A 19,855-nucleotide genomic window follows, 5' to 3' on the forward strand; every position below is an offset into this window, starting at 1 on the left:
GGACGGGGACGGTGCCGCGAGCGTACTGCGCGCCGCCCGGCCCACCGGGCGGCGACGCGACACGACTTGACCGGAAGAAGGGGGAATCCGGGGCGACGGCCCGCCTACGCTGACGGCCAGTCGATCACCGGCCACTTCCCGAGGAGCACATGTGACGCCACCGCGCAGCCGGCCCGCCCACCGCCGTACCGCCGTCCTCGCCACCGTCCCCGTCGCCCTGGCCGCGCTCCTCGCCACCACCGGGGCCGCGGCACCCGGCGATACCCGGCCCACGGCACCCGGCACCCCCGGCGCGCCGGGCGCGGGCGACCCGTACTTCCCGCTCAGCGGCAACGGCGGCTACGACGTGCGCCACTACGACCTGACGCTGCGCTACGACCCCGCCGCCCGGCGCCTGGACGGCACCGCGGTCCTCACCGCCCGCGCCACCCAGCGCCTGAACCGCTTCGACCTCGACCTGTCCGGACTGACCGTCACCCGGGTCACGGTCGACGGCCGGACCGCCCGCTTCGCCCGCGACGGACGGGAACTCGTCGTCACCCCGACCACCGCGCGGCCCAGGGGCCGAGACTTCCGGGTCGCCGTCACCTACCACGGCACCCCGAAGCCGGTCACCGACCCCGACGGCTCCGAGGACGGCTGGATCCCCACCGACGACGGCGCGTTCGTGGCCGGCGAACCGCAGGGCGCCATGACCTGGTTTCCCGCGAACGGCCACCCCGCGGACAAGGCGTCGTACGACTTCACCCTCACCGTGCCGCGGGGCCACACCGCCGTCGCCAACGGCGTCCTCCTCGGGCAGCGCACCGCCCACGGCCGGACCACCTTCCGCTGGCGCCAGGCCGAGCCGATGGCCGCCTACCTGGCCACGGCCACCGTCGGGAAGTTCCGCACCGAGCGGTACACCACCCGCGACGGCGTCCAGGTGTACAACGCCGTGGACGCCCGCGAGGCCCGCGCCGCCGCGCCCGTGCTGAAGAAGCTGCCGTCCGTACTGGAGTGGGAGAGCCGGCTCTTCGGGCCGTACCCGTTCCGGGCGGCCGGCTCCATCGTCGACCACGCCCCGGACGTCGGCTACGCCCTGGAGACCCAGACCCGCCCGGTCTACGACTCCGCGCCCGACCTCGACACCCTCGTCCACGAGAGCGCCCACCAGTGGTTCGGCGACTCCGTCTCCCTCACCACCTGGCAGGACATCTGGCTCAACGAGGGCTTCGCCACCTACGCCGAGTGGCTCTACGCCGAGCAGCACGGCGGCCCCCGCGCCCAGGAGACCTTCGACGACCTCTACGCCCGCCCCGCCCGCGACGCGCTGTGGGCCTACCCGCCCGGCGACCCGGGCAGCGGCAAGCGCCTGTTCGGCACGCCCGTCTACGAGCGCGGCGCCATGGCCCTGCACGCACTGCGGCGGGCCGTCGGCGACCGGGACTTCTTCCGTATCCTGCGCGCCTGGGCGGACGGGCACCGCGGCGGGCACGGCACCACCGCGCAGTTCGTCGCGCTCGCCGAGCGGACCTCGGGGAAACGGCTCGCGGGGCTGTTCCACACCTGGCTGTACGCGCCGGGCAAGCCGGCCGGCGCCTGACCGGGGCCGGCCGCCGCCACCCGCCGCACCCGCGGCTTCCGGAATGCAGCCGTCCGATTTCCGGAGCGCGGCGGGGGTACTCCGGTCGCGTCGCGTACGCGCAGCACAGGGAGGTCAAGCCATGAGCGCACCGGACGACCTGCCGGTCGTGACCACGCTCGCCGACGCGGCCGGTCTGGTGCGGCGCCACCGGGGCCTGTACGTGCGGTGGTCCAAGGGACCCGGCACCGATCTCCACAAGGTGTCCAGCACCGACGAGCTGACCGGCGTGCCCCTGCCCGGGCTGTCCGCCAACCCGCTCGACGTGCCGGAGTGGTGGAACGGCCGGTCGGTCGAGCTGTGGGTGGCCCGTCGGCTCTACGACTACGCGCACCTGCCGCACGACAAGGGACCCGGCGTGCGGGCCTGGGTCCTCAGGGGCCGGGAGACCGGCCGGGGCCCCGACAACGAGCCGCTCGTGGCCGACGTCGAGCCACTGTGCTGGATCGCCGAGAACGTGATCGAGGCGGCCCGGGGCGAGGTGACCCGCCAGGAGCGGGAGTGGGGGACCCTGCGCCGCAAGGGCGGCTGAGCCGCGCGCCGGGGAGTCCCCGGGCCGCGCGGGCCGCCGGGCCGCGCGGGGCGCCGGGCCCCCTCCCGGCCGGCGGTCAGCCGGAGCGGGGCCGGGAGCGGGCCCGGCGCCGCTGCAGCGCCCGCCGCTCCAGCTCCGTGGTGCCGCCCCAGACGCCGATGCTCTGACCCGTCTCCAGCGCCCAGTCCAGGCACTGCTCCCGGACCGGGCAGTGTCCGCACACCGCCTTCGCCCGCTCGGTCTGGACCTGCGCCGGGCCGGTGGTCCCGATGGGGAAGAACAGATCGGGATCCTCGTGGCGGCAGGCGGCATGGTCGCGCCAGTTGTCCATCGGAAGTCTCCTGGATCGGTGGAAGTCGTCCGTGCCTGTCGTATGCGTTCTCGCGTCCGGGTGACCGGTCGGCAGGACGTGAAACGGAACAACCGGCGGGCGATCCGGGGACGGTGGCGTTCTGGCGGGCCCGGGCCCCGGCCGCGCGGACGGCCGTGGGCGGTCAACGGGCAGGGCTCCGGGGCGGGTTGGGGCCCCGCACGGGCGACCGGCCGCTCCCGCCGGGCAGTTCGGACGGCCCCGGCGCCCCTCAGCGGCGCAGTGCCCGTGCCGCCGTGGCCGTCACCGCGTCGGCCAGGGCCGCCAGCGCGGGGGAGTCGAGTTTCCACTGCTGCCAGTAGAGGGCGACGTCCATGTACGCGCCCGGGACGAGCAGGGCGAGCCGCCCCCGCTCCAGCAGCGGTCCGGCCTGGGCCTCGGGGACCATGCCCCAGCCCAGCCCGGCGGCGACCGCGTCGAGGAACCCCTCCGAGGTGGGCACCCGGTGCCGGAACGGGCCGGCCGAGCCGAGGCCGAGCCGGCGCGCGAAGCCGTCCTGGAAGTCGTCGTTGCGGTCGAAGACCACCACGGGCGCCCGGTCCAGCGCCTCCGCCGCCGGCCGGCCCGCCAGCCGGTCCTCGGTGAACTCCGGCGCGGCCACCGGCAGATACCGCATCCGGCCCAGCGGGCGGACCGTGCAGCCGGGAACCGGGTCGGGCGAGGAGGTCACCGCCGCCATCACCAGTCCTTCGCGCAGCAGTGCCGCCGTGTGATCCTCGTCCTCCCGGTGCAGTTCGAAGCAGAGGTCCGCGACTTGGGTCAGGGCCGGCAGGAACCAGGTCGCCAGCGAGTCGGCGTTCACCGCGACCGACACCCGCGTCGGCTCCCCGGTGCCGTGCAGCCCCAGCTCGCCCCAGGCGTCCCGCTCCAGCCGGGCGAGCTGCCGGGCGAACCGGACCAGCACCGCGCCGGACTCCGTGGGCCGTACCGGTTTGGTGCGCTGGAGCAGCACCCGGCCGGTGCGCTGTTCCAGGGCCTTGATCCGCTGGCTGACCGCCGACGGGGTCACATGCAGCGCGGCGGCGGCAGCGTCGAAGGTGCCCTCGTCCACCACGGCCAGCAGGGTCCGCACCTGCTCCAGGGGAAGCTCGCTCATCATGCGTACTAAGGATACGTAAAAATCATTAGCTGTACTTGAGAGTGCCCGTTCTCTAGCGTCGTCGGCATGAACCACGCCCTGACCGCCGCTGCCGCCGGATTCGGCACCGGCCTCTCCCTGATCGTCGCCATCGGCGCCCAGAACGCCTTCGTCCTCAGGCAGGGGGTGCGCCGGCACGCCGTCCTCGCCGTGGTCGGCATCTGCGCCCTGTCCGACGCGGTGCTCATCGCGCTCGGTGTCGGCGGGGTCGGCGCGGTGGTGGTGGCCTGGCCGGGGGCGCTCCGCGCGATCGGCGTCGTCGGCGGCCTGTTCCTGCTGTGCTACGGCGCCCTGGCCGCCCGCCGGGTGCTCCGGCCGGGCACCGGGCTCACCACGGAGGGCGAGACGGCCGGCTCCCGGCGCCGGGCCGTGCTCACCTGCCTGGCGCTGACCTGGCTGAACCCGCACGTCTATCTGGACACCGTGTTCCTGCTCGGCTCGCTGGCCGCCGACCGGGGCCCGCTGCGCTGGACGTTCGGACTCGGTGCCGCGCTCGCCAGCCTGTGCTGGTTCACCGCCCTCGGTTTCGGCGCCCGGCTGCTGGGCCGGTATCTGGCCCGGCCCGGGGCCTGGCGGGTGCTGGACGGTCTGGTCGCCGCCACCATGCTGGTGCTGGGCGTGAGCCTGATCGCGGGATCCTGATCACATCCGTTCGGTGTCCGCGGCTCGCTGCTGCGATAGTCGGCTTCTCGACTCAAGAAGATGTAACGAGCAACCAGGACACCCGTGGACACGAACGAGAGCAGCAGCACCGAGACCACGACCGGCGCGCCGGCGGCCGGGGAGGCGCCCCGGCGCGGCTGGCGCCGCTGGGCGATGGACACCCGCCCGCTGCGCATCCCCGCCTACCGGCGGCTGTGGTCGTCGACCATCGTCACCGCCGTCGGCAGCCAGCTGACCGCCGTCGCGGTACCCAAGCAGATCTACGACATCACCCACTCCTCCGCCTGGGTCGGCTACGCGAGCCTGGCCGGCCTGGTGCCCATGGTCGCCTTCGCGCTGTGGGGCGGGGCGGTCGCCGACGCCGTCGACCGGCGCAAGCTGCTGCTGGTGACCAACACCGGCATCGCGGCGACCTCGCTGCTGTTCTGGGCGCAGGCCGTCACCGGTCTGGACTCGGTCCCCGTGCTCATGGTGCTGCTCGCGCTGCAACAGGCCTTCTTCGGGCTCAACGCGCCCGCCCGCAGCGCCTCCATAGCCCGGCTTGTCCCGGCCGAGCAGCTGCCGGCCGCGAACGCGCTCGGCTCCACGGTGATGCAGACCGCGCTGGTGGCCGGCCCGCTGCTCGCCGGCGCGCTGATCCCCGTCATCGGACTGCCGGAGCTGTATCTGATCGACGCGCTGGCGCTGTGCGTGACCGTGTGGGCCGTCGTCCGGCTGCCCGCCCTGCCGCCGCTCGGCGGGACCGGTGCCCGCCGGGCCGGGCTGCGCGAGATCGCGGACGGGTTCCGGTACATCTCCCGGCACAAGGTGCTGCTGCTGTCCTTCCTCGCCGACATCGTCGCCATGGTCTTCGGCATGCCCCGCGCCCTGTTCCCGCAGCTGGCCGCGGAGACCTACGGCTCCTACGGCGAGGGACTGGCGCTCGGCGTGCTGTTCGCCGGCATCCCGGTCGGCGCGGTGCTGGGCGGGCTGTTCTCCGGCGTCTTCTCACGGGCCCGCCGGCACGGCTGGATGGTCACCGGGGCGGTCGTCGGCTGGGGCGTGGCCATCGCCGGGTTCGGACTGAGCGGCAACCTCTGGCTCGCGCTGGTCTTCCTCGCCGCGGCCGGCGTCGCCGACATGGTCTCCATGGTCTTCCGCGGCGCCATCCTGCTGTCGGCCGCGACCGACGAGATGCGCGGCCGGATGCAGGGGGTGTTCACGGTGGTCGTCGCGGGCGGGCCGCGACTGGCCGACGTGCTGCACGGCACCGCCGGAGCCGCGTTCGGCCCCCGGGCCGCCGTCGCGGGCGGCGGCGCCCTGGTCGTGGTGGCGATGCTGGCCCTGGCCGGCGCCGTCCCGGCACTGCGCCGCTACCGCGTCTGACCGACAGGGCGCGGCGCAGGCCTAGAGGGGGCCGACCCGCCGCCGCATCGTGTACTGCTCCAGCAGCTTTCCGCGGGTCGTCTCCAGCCGGTGGGCGAGGATCTCGGCCACCGTCCGCACCACCGAGAGCCCGAGCAGCGGATCCTCCACGCACAGCGCGAGCACCGACGGCCCGTCGAACTCGTAGGCGCGTACGTCGGTGAAGGCCACCGCGCCGAAGTCCCACTCGTACGGCGGGAACAGCCAGGACCAGCCGAGCAGGTCGCCCGCGCCGAGCGTGGCCACGGTCACCCGCTGCCGGGAGGTCACCTGGGTGTCCAGGTGGACCGCGCCCGAGCGCACCACCCAGAACCGGTCGGCCGTGCCACCCGCCTCGAAGATGCGGCTGTCCTCCGGGAAGGAGACCTCCTTGGCCACCTCCATCAGGCGTTCGCGCTGCGCCTGGGGGAGCGCGGTGAGCAGTTTGATCGCTTTGGTCATGGCGCGGGGCTCCTCGCCGGCGGCGGTTGCGGTCCGGGTGCTGTGCTCAGTCCCATTTCAGCCGCTGCCGCCGCCCCGGGCACCTCGAAGCGGGGCGCCTGCCGTCCTCCGGCCCCTTCCGGGCAGGGAAAAGCCCTGGCTGGACGGGGGAGGCCAGCCAGGGCCGTCTGTGGTGACGCCGGGAGGGGCGAAGATCGGCTCCGCGCCGCTCCCGCATCACGTATGGATGAACGGTAAACCATTTACCGGGCCTCCCCATAGCCCACATCGGGTCAGGTGACCTGTTTCACTCCGTCCGTCCGCACGGGAGTCCCGCCCGGGCGGACGATCTCCTCCAGCACCCGCAGCACCGCCTCGAAGGCCCGCGCCCGGTCCGCCGCCTCCGCGGCGCCCTCCGGATCCGTCGCCGCCAGGCTCCGGGCCCGCTCCCGCCATGCCTCCTCCTGCGCCGCCGCATGCTCCCGGCCGCGCCGGATGCGGCGCAACAACTCGTCCGCGTCCACGACATCCGTCATGTACGGCGGGTACCCGCGAGCTCCCGGGTAATGACACCCGTACCGAGAGTGCCGGCCTGCGAAGGCGCCCCGGCCCGCGTTCCACTTGAGCGGAAGCGGTTGACGAAGTTCCGCTCATGGGGGTGTTTGCCCGCTGGGCGAGGGGGCAGGCGGAATCTCGTGCTTCGGACCGGAGGCGCGCGCCCAGCGGGGAAGAGACCCGCTGCCTGGGCCCCTCCCGCCGGGCCCCGGCGGCTCACCCGCGGCGAAACCCTGACACCACCGTTCGGGCCGAAACCCGGAACCACTGTTTCCGGAGGTGCCCTGCAACCACGTTCAGGAGCGATTCCGCATGCTGACCGACATGTCGACAAGCCGTCCCGGCACGACCGCTCCCGCCACCGGCGGGCCGTCCGCCCGCCGCAACCACGACGACGCCCCCGACACCGTGGCGCTGTTCGCCCGGCTCGCGGAACTGGAGGACGGCCCCGAGCGGGACGCCGTACGCGACGAACTCGTCACCGCCTGGCTGCCCATGGCCCATCGGATCGCCGGCCGGTTCCGCGACCGCGGCGAGTCCGTGGAGGACCTGCGCCAGGTGGCCGCGCTGGGACTGGTGAAGGCCATCGACCGGTTCGATCCGTCCCGCGGCGCCTTCGAGAGCTACGCCGTGCCGACGATCACCGGAGAGGTCAAGCGGCACTTCCGCGACCGGATGTGGGCCCTGCGGGTGCCCCGCCGGGTCCAGGAGCTGCGCAACCGGGTCCGGGTGGCCCGGCGGGAACTCACCCAGAACCCCGGCAGCCCCGAGCCCACCGTCGCCGACATCGCCGCTCACACCGGGCTCACCGAGGAGGAGGTCGGCGCCGGCATGGAGGCGCTGGAGAGCTTCAGCACCCTCTCCCTGGACGCCGAGCTCTCCGCCGGCGAGGACGGCTACAGCCTCGCCGACACCCTCGGCGAGACGGACACCTCCTACGACGTCGTCGTGGACCGGGAGGCCGCCAAGGAGGGGCTGCGCCGGCTGCCCGAGCGGGAGCGGGCCATTCTCTACATGCGCTTCTTCGAGGACATGACACAGAGCCGTATCGCCGACCGGCTCGGCATATCGCAGATGCACGTCTCCCGGCTGATCAGCCGCAGCTGCGCCCGCATCCGCGAGGAGGCGCTCGGCACCCGCCGGCCCGGCTCCGCCCAAGGGCGGTAGGCGCTCAGCGGGCCGGCCCGCCGGCCACGCCGAGCGGACGCGCCAGACCGGAGACCGCCTCGTCCAGCCGCTGCAGATGGCGCAGGACCCGGTCGGTCACCCGGCCGTAGCGCGGGGTGCGCAGGGTTCCCGGCTCCAGCATCGACGCGATGCTGGAGCCGCTCTCGATCTTCGCGGCGGCCCGCGGGTCCGCCACGTGCGCCGCGATCGCCTCGATGTTGTGCACGATCCGCCCGCACGCCCCGCGCAGCCGGGGATCGGCCGCGATCGAGGGGTGCGTCGGCAGCAGCTCGGCCGTGGCCGCGAGGGACCGCCCGTGGTACGCGCACGTCTCCAGCAGCGCCACCACGTACCGCACCGAGTCCCGGCGCGAACGCAGCGGAGTGATCGGATGGGTCAGCGGCTGGGTGGCCGCCCGCAGATCCGCCAGCGCCTGGTCCAGTTCCCGTGCCCGCTCCACCAGATCGCCGCCGGCCCCGCCGCTCAGCTGGTCGACGGCGCCCCGCGTGACGTCGGCGAGCCGGTCCAGGACCGCCACCAGCAACTCGTTGGTACGACGGTCGGTGTGCACCGGCAGCACCACCGCGGCGGCCAGCACTCCGCAGGCCGCGCCGAGCGCCGTCTCCTCGATCCGCAGCACCAGCACCTCGGCGCTGTAGGTGTGCAGCAACGTGTACAGCAGCCCCAGCATCGCGGTAACGAAGAAGGACATCAGGGTGTACGACAGCGGCGCGGTGTAGAACATCGCGAAGATGAACAGCAGCACCAGGGCGAACGCCGTCCAGGTGTGGTGCCCGACCAGCCCGGCGAGCCCGATGCCGGCCACCACGCCGAGCACCGTGCCCAGCAGCCGCCGGTAGCCCTTCACCAGGATCTCGCCCGTGGACGCGGTGTTCAGGAAAACGATCCAGCAGGTCAGCACCGCCCAGTACCAGCGCTGGCTGGACAGCAGCTCACCGCCGACGATGGCCAGAGAGGAGCCGACGGCCACCTGGAGGGCGGCCCGGGTGGTGGGCCGCCGCAGCCCGGTCGGCTCCGCCGCCTCGGGCGCCCGCTCCTCGCTGACCTCGATCGCGGTGTCCTCCGCGTCCAGTTCCTCGCGCGAGCGGGTCGTCGCCGGGGAGTCGTCGGACTCGTCCTGCGGGCCGTCCAGGGCCAGCCGCAGACCGAGCGAGGCCCGGGCCGCCTCGCCGAGCCCCCGGAAGACGTCCTGCACGGCCGGCGACGCCTCGGGCAGGTTCTCCTCCTCGCGGTAGCCCAGCAGCCGGTTGCGCACCTGGGCGAGCGCGGTTCCGGACGCCTCCCCGGCCGGCCGCAGCATCAGCACCCGCAGCGCCCGCAGATCCCGGCGCAGCGCGGCCGCCGCCCCGTCCCGCACCGGCGACTCCACCCCCGAGGGCACCGGGGCCCCGGGCAGGTGCAGGGTGAGGGTGTCGGTCCGCTCGGCACTGCGCGCGGTGAGCAGCAGCAGCCCGAGCCGCTCGGCCGCGATCTCGGCGTCCGCGACCCGGCGCTGGAGCAGCCGGGCCACCGCCGGGTCCGAGGTGCCGTCCTCCAGCCGGCCCTGGATCATCAGCGCCGTCTCGTGCAGCCGGGCGGTGCGCACGCGCAGCTCCTCCAGTACCTTCTCCACCTCCTCGGGTCCGGCGTCCGGCAGCTTCGCCTGGCTGGCGATCAACTGGGCGAGCCGGGCGCGGAAGGCCCGCCGCAGCCGGTCCAGGGTGCCCGCCGGGGTCTGCGGCAACAGCACGAACCGGGCCGTCGCGCTGCACGCGAACGCCACCGCGAGGACGCCGTACAGCGCGGGCAGCACGTCCGGCGTGGCCTGCACGAACAGCGACAGGAAGTAGATCTGGAACCCGATCAGCCCGAGCGCCGTGCCGCGGTCGCCGAACCGGCGGCCGTAGACGGCGCTGAAGATCAGGGCGACGAAGAACAGGTCGCCGGCGACGACGTGTTGGTTGAGCAGCGCGCCCAGTGACACCGAGGCCAGCGCCACCGGCAGACCGAGCGCGAGCGTGCCGGCCTGCGCCGCGGGCTGCTTCTCCCGGATCGCGAAGGTGGCGACCATCGCCGCCATGGCCCCGGCGACCAGATGGGGCACCGGAACGGCGGCACCGGCCAGGACGGCGAGGGTCAGGGCGATGGCGGTGACCGTGCGCAGTCCCGCCGTCAGCCGCAGCAGCCCGGGGTCCGACGCCGCGATCCGGTCCCAGATCCGTACCCGTACCGACCGTCCCCGTTCCCTCACTTGGCCGCGCTCTCTCCCGTACCGGACATCGATCCGCGACCCAGCATCGCATGCGGGCCCGGACTACCCGCCCTCGGCCGGGGTGGCGGCCACCAGGGCGTTCGTATGCCCGTGGCCGAGCCCGTGCGCCGACTTCAGCCGGCCGACCAGCTCCATGTGCCGGGTCAGCGGCGAGGACCGGATCAGTTCCTGCCACTCGCCGACCGCATCAGGACGGTCCGACGGCCGCGCCCTCCACCCGGGCCCGCACCTGTTCCGGTGTCAGATAGGAGTCGGTGAACTCGAAGTCCTTCAGCCGGGCGGGCTTGCGGGCCTGGAAGCCGGTGCGCACGAAATCGTCGCCCGCCACCGCGTTCAGCAGCCAGTTGGTCATCACCCGGGTCTTGGCGACGTTGGTGCGCAGCGCCGACCAGTGGTAGCCGCGGGCCACCGCCTGCGCGGGCACCCCGCGCAGCTCCACACCGAGCGGCTTGGACACCGCGTCCTTGCCGCCGAGGTCGACGACCAGGCCCAGGTCCTTGTGCTCGTAGGGCCGCATCGGCGCTCCGCGCAACGTCGCGATGACGTTGTCGGCGACCACCTTGCCCTGCCGCATGGCGTGCTGGGCGGTCGGCGGGCAGACCGCGCCCTCGTCGCCCTTGGCCAGGTCCGGTACGGCCGCCGAGTCGCCGAGCGCGAACACCCCGTCGTGGCCCGGCAGGCACATCTCCGCGGTCACCGCGAGGCGCCCCTTGACCGTCTCCGCGCCGAGCGTGGCGATCAGCGGGCTGGCGACCACCCCGGCCGTCCAGATCAGGGTGTGCGTCGGCACCACCCGGCCGTCGGTGAAGGTGACCTCCTCGGGGCCGGCCTTGTCGATCGACACCCCCAGCGAGACCTCGATACCGCGCCGGCCGAGGATCTCCTGCGCGCTGCGGCCCAGCTTCTCGCCCAGCTCCGGCATCAGCTTGGGCGCGATGTCGATCAGGTGCCAGCGGATCAGGCCCGGGTCCAGACGCGGGTAGCGCTGCACCGCGGCGTGGGTCAGGCGTTGCAGACAGGCCGCGGTCTCCGTCCCCGCGTAACCGCCGCCGACCACCACGAACTGCAGCCGCGCGGCCCGTTCGGCCGGGTCGTCGCTGGCGTCCGCCAGATCCAGCTGGGAGATGACGTGGTCGCGGATGTAGGCGGCCTCGGCGAGCGTCTTCATCCCGAAGGCGTGGTCGGTCAGGCCCGGGATGTCGAAGGTGCGGGTCACACTGCCCGGGGCCAGCACGATGTAGTCGTAGGGCTCGTTGACGATCTTGTCGGTGATGGTGCGGACGACGCACACCTTGGACCTCAGATCCACCCCGATCGCACCGCCCGGGATGATCCGGGTGCGGTACTTCTTGCTGCGGCGCAGCGACAGGGCAATCGACTGCGGCGTGAGCACGCCGGAGGCGACCTGGGGCAGCAGAGGCAGATACAGCTGGTAGGAGAACGGCGTCACCAGTGTGACGTCGGCCTCGTCGGGGGCGAGTTTCCGCTCCAGGCGGCGGACGCACTCGACTCCGGCGAAGCCTGCGCCCACCACCAGGATCCTGGGTCGTGTCACGGTGTTCATCCCTTTCTGCGGCTCCAGGCGGTCCGGCTCGACGCTGTTCGCATGCCCTGGATCGCCGTGCGCCAACTTCGATCCCACCGCGCCCGCGGCCACCCCGCCAGCCGGGTGCGGCAGGCAGACGAACGCGTGGGGGGCACCTCGCCCCCACTGCCCGGTGGAGTAACCGGTGCGCGCCCGCCTACACGTCGTACGGCCGGCCGCCGCGGCCCCGGCGTCACCAGGGCAGGAACGCGTGGATGTCCTTGCCGGTGTCGTGCACGACGACGCTGACCTGGCTGCACAGCGTGTGCACCAGATGCCAGCCGATCCCGCCGCCACCGGTGCGCGGATGGAAGGGCCGCGGCTCCGGCCGGGCCGGATTGGTGTCGCGCATCGTCACGTGCACCCCGTCGAAGGTGCGGCGCATCCGCAGGTCGAACGGGCCCGGCGCGTACTGGATGGCGTTCGCGGCCAATTCGGTCACCACCAGCAGGATGTCGTCCCAGTACTCCTGGGCGCCCGGTGGCGCCTCGCGGGAGAGGGCACGCAGGAACCCCTCCGCGGCGAGCCGCGCCCCCGTGACGTTGCGCAGCTCACCGGGGAAGGAGAACGTACGCTCGTACCTCTCCTCTGACGGTGGTGTGTCGTCCCAACGCGGCTCCGTCGCCATCTCGCTTCCCCGGCCCCGACCGGCTCCGCCGGTCCGGGCGGTCGTAGTCAACTGATCTCTTCGCTGCGCTGCGGGTTCCCCCTGCCGCGCGGACTATCCGTCTGCTCTCGCGCCCCACGGCACCCGGGGGGCGCCCGCCTCCTCAGCGGAACACGTCGTCCGTGTCGTCCCACTCGGCCGGCTCCCGCACCACCGGCCGCGGCCGGGACCGGGCCTCGTACATCGCCTCGATCTCGGCGGCGTAGTGCCGTACCACGGCGTCCCGGCGCAGCTTGAGGGACGGCGTGAGCAACCCGCCGACCGCGGCGAACCGTTCCGGAAGGACACGGTAGACCCTGACGGACTCCGCGCGGGACACCGCGCTGTTGGCGGCGGCCACCGCCCGCGCGATCTCCTCCCGCAGCGCGTTCTCCTCCCGCGCCTCCCGGGCCGGGGCGTCCCCGGGCAGCGCCAGCGCGGCCCGCCAGTGCGCCAGGAAGTCCGGGTCCAGGGTGATCAGGGCGCCGACACACGGCCGGCCGTCGCCGATCACCACCGCCTCGTGGACGAGCGGGTGCGCGCGCAGCCGCTCCTCCAGCAGGGCCGGCGACACGGTCTTCCCGCCGCTGGTGACGATGACGTCCTTCTTGCGGCCGGTGATCGTCAGGAAGCCGTCGGCGTCCAGCCGCCCGAGGTCCCCGGTGGCCAGCCAGCCGCCGCGCAGCGCCGCCCGGGTCGCCTGCTCGTCACCGGCGTAGCCCTGGAACACCGAGGGCCCGCGGACCAGGATCTCCCCGTCGTCGGCCACCCGGATCCCGGTGCCCGGCAGCGCGGTTCCCACGGTCCCGGACTTCTCCCGGCCCAGCGGCTGCATGGTGATCCCGCCGGAGGTCTCGGTCAGGCCGTAGCCGTCGTGCACGAACACCCCGATGCCCTCGAAGAACAGCGCCAGTTCACGGCCGAGGGCGCAGCCGCCGGAGGCCCCGCGCACCACCCGGCCGCCGAGCGCCGCCCGCAGACCCCGGTACACCGTCCGCTCGTACAGGGCGTGTTGCAGCCTCAGCTCCAGCCCGGGACCCGGCCCGGCACCCAGCCGCCGGCGCTCCTCGGCCGCGGCGAACTCCCGCGCCGTGCGCGCGGCCCGCTCGAACAGCGCGCCCCGGCCCGCCTGCCGGGCGGTGTGCAGGAAGGTCTTGTAGAGCCGCTCGAACACCGACGGCACGCCGTACAGGTACGTCGGCCGGAACGTGCGCAGGGCCGAGGCCAGCGCCTCCTCGGTCGTCTCCGGCTCGTGTGCCAGCAGCACCCCGCCGCGCACACACGTCAGCATGATCATCAGGCCGTACACATGGGAGAACGGCAGGAAGGCCAGGACGGACGGCCGCTGCCCCGGGGGCGCGGCGGTGTGCGCCCAGCCGGCCAGCAGGGTGTCGCACGGGTAGGCCAGGTTGCGGTGGCTGAGCGCGCAGCCCATCGGCCGGCCCGAGGTGCCGGAGGTGTGGACGACGGCCGCCGTGGCGTCCGGCGGCACCAGCCGGCGCAGCGAGTCCACGGATGTGTACGGCACCGCCGTGCCGCCCGCGACGAGATCGGCGAGGGCGCCCGCGTCCAGCTGCCAGACGTGCCGCAGCCGGGGCAGCCGGGCGCACACCGTGCCGACGGTCATGACGCCCTGCTCGTCCTCCACGAGCACGGCGACACAGCCCGTCCCCCGCAGGATCCACTCGACCTGGTCGCGTGAGGAGGCCGGGTGGACGGGCACCAGCTCGGCGCCGACGGCCCACAGCGCGTGGGCGAACACCGTCCACTCGTGCCGGGTCCTGGACATCAGGGCCACCCGGTGGCCGGGCGCGATCCCGGCGGCGACCAGTCCCCTGGCCACGGCCGCCACCTCGTCCCGCAGCCCGGCCGCCGTCACCGTGAGCCAGCCGTCGGCGGTCCCCGCGCGGTAGGCCAGCACCGGCAGCGTGGGATCCCGGTCCGCCGCGGCGAAGACGCTGTCGGCGAGGCCGCCGGTGAGCGGCGGGGCGGCGGCCGGAGCGAGGGCGACATTCCGCATGCGCTGCTCCCGGGGTACGGAGGGTCACTCCGCCGATCGGCTCGGTGTCGGCGGTGCTCGAATGTAGCTCAGGGAGAAGCGTTCGGTGACCGGATCGGAGAAGTCGTGATCGGCTGATGATGTGGGCGTGTCCGGGGGACTCGGGGGACATGAGTCATGTGAACCCCGATCCGGAGCCCGAGCGCAGCACCGGGCTGGAACCCGGTGGCGGAGTCCCGCCCGGCGAGACCCCGCCCGCCGAGAGCAGCATGCCCGAGGCCGGGCCCCGGGAGACGCACAATCCGCCGAAGGGCTGGGGGAAGGCGCCGCTGACCGTGATCCTGATCCTGGTGATCCTGATCGCGGCGTTCTTCCTGGCCTACGCGCTGGCCCTGATCCTGTGACCGCCGCCGGGCGGGGCGCTCAGCCCTGGGTGCGCCGGACGCACTCGGTGACGACGTCCCGCAGGCTGCCGGTGTGCTCCAGCAGCAGGCGCTGCTCCCGCGCCCCGTTGCCGCGGCGCAGCAGTTCCTCGATGCCCCGTGCGGCACGGTCGGCGTCACCGCTGCCGGCGAGCGCGTCCCCGGTGTGCTCCAGCAGGGACTCCAGCACCCGCGCGGCGGGCAGGGGCCGGAAGGTGACCGGGTCGAGCAGGTCCTTCTCCAGGCCGGACCGGGCGGCCTGCCAGTCGGCCATCCTGATCAGGCTCACCCCGGCGTCGGGCACCGGCCGGCCCGCCCGCCAGTCGGCCGCGGCCGTCTCCACCAGGGCGCGCACCAGCGTCGCGAGCAGGACGGCGGTCTCCGCGCTCAGGCACACGTCCGCCACCCGGACCTCCACCGTGGGGTAGCGGGCGGACAGCCGCGCGTCGAAGTAGACCATGCCCTCGTCCAGCACCACGCCCGTGTCCACCATGTCGGCCACCCGCCGGTGGTAGCGCTCGGCGGTGCCGAACGGCTCGGTCGGCCCGGCCGACGGCCAGCGGTTCCACACCCGGCTGCGATAGCTGGCGTAACCGGTGTTGCGGCCCTGCCAGAACGGGGAGTTGGCGCTGATCGCCCGCAGCACCGGCAGCCACGGCCGGAGCCGGTCCAGGACGGCGATCCCCTCCTCGTCCGACGCCACCGACACATGCACATGGCAGCCGCAGACGAGCTGGTCCCAGGTCGGGATCCCGAACCGCTCGGCCAGCCACTGATAGCGCCCGTTCACCGTGAGCGAGGGGCTGACCGGCAGCGGCGAGGTGGCCAGCGCGGCGACTCCGCAGCCGATCTCCCCGGCGTGCCGGGCCGCCTCCTTGCGGCAGCGGACGATCTCGTCCCCGAGCCGCGCCATGTCCGACTGCGGATGCGTGGCGAACTCCAGCATCTGCCCGAACAGCTCCTTCTCGAAGACATCCTGTCCGGGATCGTCCTGGGCGGCGCGGGCGAGGACGGCCGTCGCCAGCGCCTTCGGGTCGCCGCTGTCCGGATCGACCAGGAGGAGTTCCTCCTCCACTCCTACGGTGCGCACGTGATGCCGCCCTTCCATGTCGTGCCGCGAGGGGCAGTCGGGAGTCTGTACGACCTCGAATGCCCCCCGGACGGCTGCCGACACCTGCGGCGTCTCAGCCCTCCGGCACCAGCCACACCGTGGCCAGCGGCGGCAGCGTCAGGGTGAGGAACCCGTCCTCCGCCTTCACCGGCCCGCCGGCGCCGACACCACTGCCGCCGTAGCGCACCTCGTCGGTGTTCAGCTCCTCCCGCCAGACGGCGCGGCCGTCGGGCACCCACAGGCGGTAGCCGTGCCGGACCACCGGGGAGAAGTTCGATACCGCCAGCAGCGGATCGCCGTCCGCGGCGAACCGCAGGAACGCCAGCACGTTGTCGTCCGCCGCGTCGCACAGCACCCACCGGAAGCCGCCCGGGTCGGTGTCCCGCTGCCACAGCGCCGGCGTCGCCCGGTACACCCTGTTCAGGTCCCGGACCAGCGACTGCACGCCCCGGTGGTCACCGGCCGAGTGGTAGTCGTCGCCGAGCAGCCACCACTCCGGGCCGTGCGCCTCCGACCACTCCGCGCCCTGCGCGAACTCCTGTCCCATGAACAACAGCTGTTTGCCGGGGTGGGCCCACATGAACCCGAGATAGGCGCGGTGGTTGGCGCGCCGCTGCCACCAGTCGCCGGGCATCTTTGACACCAGCGCCCGCTTGCCGTGCACCACCTCGTCGTGGGAGATCGGCAGGACGTAGTTCTCGCTGTAGGCGTACACCATCGAGAAGGTCATCTCGTGGTGGTGGTACCTGCGGTGCACCGGCTCCTTCCGGATGTACTCCAGCGAGTCGTGCATCCAGCCCATGTTCCACTTCAGCCCGAAGCCCAGCCCGCCGCCGTCGGTCGGCCGGGTCACCCCCTCCCAGGCCGTGGACTCCTCGGCGATGGTCACCACCCCGGGGCAGCGCCGGTAGACGGTGGCGTTCATCTCCTGCAGGAAGGCCACCGCGTCCAGGTCCTCCCGGCCGCCGAACACGTTCGGCTCCCACTGCCCGGAGTCCCGCGAGTAGTCCAAGTAGAGCATGGAGGCGACCGCGTCGACGCGCAGCCCGTCGATGTGGAACTCCTCGCACCAGTAGACGGCGTTGGCGACGAGGAAGTTGCGCACCTCGGTGCGGCCGTAGTCGAACTCGTACGTCCCCCAGTCCGGGTGCTCGGCACGGGAGGCGTTCCCGGGCTCGTACAGCGGGTCCCCGTCGAACCGGGCCAGCGCCCAGTCGTCCTTCGGGAAGTGCGCCGGCACCCAGTCCATGATCACACCGAGCCCGGCCCGGTGGCAGGCGTCCACGAAGTACCGGAAGTCGTCCGGGGAACCCAGCCGGGGCGTCGGCGCGTAATAGGAGGTGACCTGGTACCCCCACGACCCGCTGAACGGATGCCCGGCCACCGGCATCAGCTCGATGTGCGTGAAGCCCATCTCCCGCGCGTAGGCGGGCAGTTCCCCGGCGAGCTGCCGGTAGGTCGCGCCGGGCCGCCAGGACGGCAGGTGCACCTCGTACACCGAGAACGGCGCCTGGTGCACGGGGGTGTCACCGCGGTGCGCCATCCACGCGTCGTCGCCCCAGGTGTAGTGCGAGGCCGTCACCACCGACGCGGTGTCCGGCGGGACCTCCGCGCACCGCGCCATCGGGTCGGCCTTCAAGAACCGGTGGCCGTGCCGGGAGGTGATCTCGAACTTGTACCGGGTGCCCTCGCCGATCCCCGGCAGGAACAGCTCCCACACCCCGGACGCGCCCAGCGAGCGCATCGGGTACTGCGTGCCGTCCCAGTACGTGAAGTCGCCGGCCACCCGCACCCCCCGGGCGTTCGGCGCCCACACCGTGAACCGGGTGCCGGCCACGCCCTGGTGGACCATCGGCTCCGCCCCGAGCGCCCGCCACAGCTGCTCGTGCCGGCCCTCCCGGATCAGATGCAGGTCCAGTTCGCCCAGGGCGGGCAGGAAGCGGTACGGGTCGTGCACCTCCCGCTCCCCGTCGTCGTACGTCACCAGCAGGGTGTACGACGGGACGTCCGGGCAGGGCAGCACGCCGGCGAACAGCCCGTCGCCCTCCGAGCGCAGCTCGGTGCGGTCGCCGTCGACCAGGACGCTCACCGCGCGGGCGTTCGGGCGCAGGGCCCGCAGCAGCGTGCCGCCCGGCACCGGGTGGGCGCCCAGCAGGGCGTGCGGATCATGGTGGGCCCCGGCCAGCAGCCGGCCGCGGTCGGCCGCGTCCAAGGGGGCGGCCACGGGCGGCACGGGGCCCGCGGCCTCGGGACGCGCGGTGTCGCGCAGTGCCATGCGTCAGCCTCCCCACACGGCGAGCCGCTTGATCGCCGCCATCGGTACCGGCAGCCAGTCCGGCCGGTGTCTCGCCTCGTACAGCACCTCGTACACCGCCCTGTCCGTCTCGTGCGCGCGCAGCAGCGCGTGCTTCTTGCGTGGATCCCAGCCCGCGCGGGCCGCGTAGCCCGCGCAGAACGCCTCCCGGCAGCGGCGCGCCCACTCGGGTCGCCAGGGGCGGCGCTGCCGGGCCGCGTAGTCGAAGGAGCGCAGCATCCCGGCGACGTCCCGCACCGGGGACTGCGGGGTGCGCCGCGCGGCGAGCGGACGGGACGGCTCGCCCTCGAAGTCGATGACGAACCAGTCGCGGCCGGCCCGCAGCACCTGCCCCAGGTGCAGGTCGCCGTGGACCCGCTGGGCGGGCGGCCCGGTGTCGCAGGTGGCCAGTGCCGCGAACGCGGTCCGCAGGCCGGGTACGAAGGGCAGCAGCCCCGGCACGGCGTGCGCGGCGGCGTCCAGCCGCGCGCGCATCGCCTCGGCGGTACGGCCGTTCTCCCCCGGCCCGGCCGGTGGGAAGGCCTCGGCCAGCGCCAGGTGCACCTCGGCCATGGCGCGGCCCAGCGCGCGGGCCTCGGCGGTGAAGTCGTCGCCCGCGGCGAGCGCGCCCAGCGCCAGCGACCAGCCGTCGGTGGCGTCGGGGAGGAAGGGCTGGAGCACCCCGAGGGTGGCCGGGCGCGGGTCGGCCGTGGTGAACCAGGCCACCGGTGCCGGCACCCGGGAGCAGCCGAGGGCGGCCAGCGCCGCCGGCACCTCCAGGTCCGGGTTGACGCCCGGCTGGATCCGGCGGAACAGCTTCAGGATGTACGCGTCGCCGTACACGATCGAGGAGTTGGACTGCTCGGCGTCCAGCAGCCGCGGCGGCAGTCCGCCGGGCACCCGGGCGGCCGGGTCCGCCTCGAACCGCAGCGGGCCCGCCGTGCCGGGGTGCCGCAGCCGCTCCAGCAGCAGATGGGCCGAGCGCGGGTCGTGCAGCGCGTCGTACACCGCGAGACCGGCCAGCGGTCCGTCCACGGCCCGCCCGAGGAACGCCCGCTCCAGGCGCGGCGCGAGGTGCGGGCGCAGCCCCAGCAGCAGTTGGTAGCAGTCCCCGGGCGGGGGTGTGCCGCCGGGGGTGGGCACCGGCACGTGGGAGGCGTGCACCAGCAGGTGCAGACAGCCCGGGAACAGCTCGGTCACGGACAGCACCGACAGCTCGGTGACGGGCCGGTCCTTGCCCGCGAACCAGCGTTGCCTCGGCAGCCATTCACGCAGCAGCCCGCCGAGCGAGTCCAGGAGCCCGTCGAGCCCGGTCGCGGTGCGCGGTCGGGGGGTGATGGTCTTCGGCATGGTGACGCGTCCTTTCCTCGGCGCCGGACGGGTCAGCGGCGGCGGCCGATGCGGGATGCGACTCGGGTGAGCCGGAACCAGTAGAAACCGTGGCCTTGCAGGGTCAGCAGGTAGGGCAGTTCACCGATGGCGGGGAAGCGCACCCCGCCGATCAGCTCGACGGGGTGCCGTCCGTCGTAGGCCCGCAGGTCGAGTTCGGTGGGCTGGGCGAAGCGGGAGAAGTTGTGCACGCACAGCACGAGGTCGTCCTCGTACTCCCGCAGGAAGGCGAGCACCGCCGGGTTCGACGACGGCAGTTCGGTGT

The 19,855-nt window shown here is 73.8% G+C and carries 18 protein-coding genes and 1 pseudogene; 6 read left to right on the forward strand and 13 right to left on the reverse strand.

Annotated elements, in window-relative coordinates:
• Positions 1-151 precede the first annotated feature (151 nt).
• On the forward strand, positions 152-1,585 hold the full coding sequence (locus ABD350_RS37035; protein WP_344353688.1) for a M1 family metallopeptidase: 1,434 nt from the start codon (positions 152-154) through the stop codon (positions 1,583-1,585).
• 121 nt (positions 1,586-1,706) lie between these two features.
• Complete coding sequence (locus ABD350_RS37040) at positions 1,707-2,156, forward strand: DUF6098 family protein (RefSeq protein ID WP_344353690.1); 450 nt, start codon at positions 1,707-1,709, stop codon at positions 2,154-2,156.
• Positions 2,157-2,232: 76 nt separating this feature from the next.
• On the opposite strand, the gene ABD350_RS37045 is transcribed toward ABD350_RS37040, so the two are convergent.
• Complete coding sequence (locus ABD350_RS37045) at positions 2,233-2,487, reverse strand: WhiB family transcriptional regulator (RefSeq protein WP_344353692.1); 255 nt, start codon at positions 2,485-2,487, stop codon at positions 2,233-2,235.
• A gap of 250 nt (positions 2,488-2,737) precedes the next feature.
• Entirely contained in the window at positions 2,738-3,625 is an 888-nt protein-coding gene (locus tag ABD350_RS37050) for a LysR family transcriptional regulator ArgP (protein ID WP_344353694.1), read from the reverse strand.
• A 66-nt stretch (positions 3,626-3,691) separates the two neighbouring features.
• Between ABD350_RS37050 and ABD350_RS37055 the strand changes: the two genes are divergently transcribed.
• Positions 3,692-4,306, forward strand: coding sequence for a LysE/ArgO family amino acid transporter (locus tag ABD350_RS37055; RefSeq protein ID WP_344353696.1), 615 nt, complete (start codon positions 3,692-3,694; stop codon positions 4,304-4,306).
• An 84-nt stretch (positions 4,307-4,390) separates the two neighbouring features.
• Positions 4,391-5,692 carry an MFS transporter gene (locus tag ABD350_RS37060; RefSeq protein ID WP_344353698.1) on the forward strand — a complete coding sequence of 434 codons (1,302 nt, stop codon included), beginning with the start codon at positions 4,391-4,393 and terminating at the stop codon, positions 5,690-5,692.
• A gap of 21 nt (positions 5,693-5,713) precedes the next feature.
• Here the strand turns inward: ABD350_RS37060 and ABD350_RS37065 are convergent, their stop codons facing one another.
• Both ABD350_RS37065 and ABD350_RS37070 read right to left on the reverse strand, forming a co-directional pair.
• Positions 5,714-6,172, reverse strand: coding sequence for a cyclic nucleotide-binding domain-containing protein (locus tag ABD350_RS37065; protein ID WP_344353700.1), 459 nt, complete (start codon positions 6,170-6,172; stop codon positions 5,714-5,716).
• Positions 6,173-6,444: 272 nt separating this feature from the next.
• Entirely contained in the window at positions 6,445-6,687 is a 243-nt protein-coding gene (locus ABD350_RS37070; protein ID WP_344353701.1) for a hypothetical protein, read from the reverse strand.
• 331 nt (positions 6,688-7,018) lie between these two features.
• Between ABD350_RS37070 and ABD350_RS37075 the strand changes: the two genes are divergently transcribed.
• Positions 7,019-7,873: an RNA polymerase sigma factor SigF gene (locus ABD350_RS37075; RefSeq protein ID WP_344353702.1), complete on the forward strand. Its 855-nt coding sequence runs from the start codon at positions 7,019-7,021 to the stop codon at positions 7,871-7,873.
• Positions 7,874-7,877: 4 nt separating this feature from the next.
• Here the strand turns inward: ABD350_RS37075 and ABD350_RS37080 are convergent, their stop codons facing one another.
• The 5 genes and pseudogenes from ABD350_RS37080 to ABD350_RS37100 all read right to left on the reverse strand — a co-directional run bounded on the left by ABD350_RS37080 (position 7,878) and on the right by ABD350_RS37100 (position 14,396).
• Entirely contained in the window at positions 7,878-10,124 is a 2,247-nt protein-coding gene (locus ABD350_RS37080; protein ID WP_344353705.1) for an FUSC family protein, read from the reverse strand.
• A 63-nt stretch (positions 10,125-10,187) separates the two neighbouring features.
• Positions 10,188-10,328 (reverse strand): annotated as a pseudogene (locus ABD350_RS37085) (DUF4287 domain-containing protein); the annotation flags it as partial.
• Between the two features lie 4 nt (positions 10,329-10,332).
• Complete coding sequence (locus ABD350_RS37090) at positions 10,333-11,709, reverse strand: NAD(P)/FAD-dependent oxidoreductase (RefSeq protein ID WP_344353707.1); 1,377 nt, start codon at positions 11,707-11,709, stop codon at positions 10,333-10,335.
• A 214-nt stretch (positions 11,710-11,923) separates the two neighbouring features.
• Positions 11,924-12,358, reverse strand: coding sequence for an ATP-binding protein (locus tag ABD350_RS37095; RefSeq protein ID WP_344353709.1), 435 nt, complete (start codon positions 12,356-12,358; stop codon positions 11,924-11,926).
• Between the two features lie 142 nt (positions 12,359-12,500).
• Positions 12,501-14,396 (reverse strand): AMP-dependent synthetase/ligase, encoded by a 1,896-nt coding sequence (locus ABD350_RS37100; protein ID WP_344353711.1) that lies wholly within the window; start codon positions 14,394-14,396, stop codon positions 12,501-12,503.
• Between the two features lie 149 nt (positions 14,397-14,545).
• Here ABD350_RS37100 and ABD350_RS37105 point away from each other — a divergent pair, with 149 nt between their 5' ends.
• Complete coding sequence (locus tag ABD350_RS37105; RefSeq protein ID WP_344353713.1) at positions 14,546-14,779, forward strand: DUF6480 family protein; 234 nt, start codon at positions 14,546-14,548, stop codon at positions 14,777-14,779.
• A 19-nt stretch (positions 14,780-14,798) separates the two neighbouring features.
• Here the strand turns inward: ABD350_RS37105 and ABD350_RS37110 are convergent, their stop codons facing one another.
• The 4 genes from ABD350_RS37110 to ABD350_RS37125 all read right to left on the reverse strand — a co-directional run.
• Positions 14,799-15,887 (reverse strand): glutamate--cysteine ligase 2, encoded by a 1,089-nt coding sequence (locus ABD350_RS37110; RefSeq protein WP_344353715.1) that lies wholly within the window; start codon positions 15,885-15,887, stop codon positions 14,799-14,801.
• 94 nt (positions 15,888-15,981) lie between these two features.
• Positions 15,982-18,183 carry a 1,4-alpha-glucan branching enzyme gene (gene glgB / locus ABD350_RS37115; protein ID WP_344353718.1) on the reverse strand — a complete coding sequence of 734 codons (2,202 nt, stop codon included), beginning with the start codon at positions 18,181-18,183 and terminating at the stop codon, positions 15,982-15,984.
• 3 nt (positions 18,184-18,186) lie between these two features.
• Positions 18,187-19,551, reverse strand: a complete 1,365-nt coding sequence (locus ABD350_RS37120; RefSeq protein ID WP_344353720.1) for a maltokinase N-terminal cap-like domain-containing protein — start codon at positions 19,549-19,551, stop codon at positions 18,187-18,189.
• A 32-nt stretch (positions 19,552-19,583) separates the two neighbouring features.
• The coding region (locus tag ABD350_RS37125) for an alpha-glucosidase C-terminal domain-containing protein (protein ID WP_344353722.1) at positions 19,584-19,855 on the reverse strand (272 nt) is incomplete at its 5' end.

Origin of the sequence: Streptomyces nogalater (assembly GCF_039532885.1) — a bacterium.
Classification (GTDB): domain Bacteria; phylum Actinomycetota; class Actinomycetes; order Streptomycetales; family Streptomycetaceae; genus Streptomyces; species Streptomyces nogalater.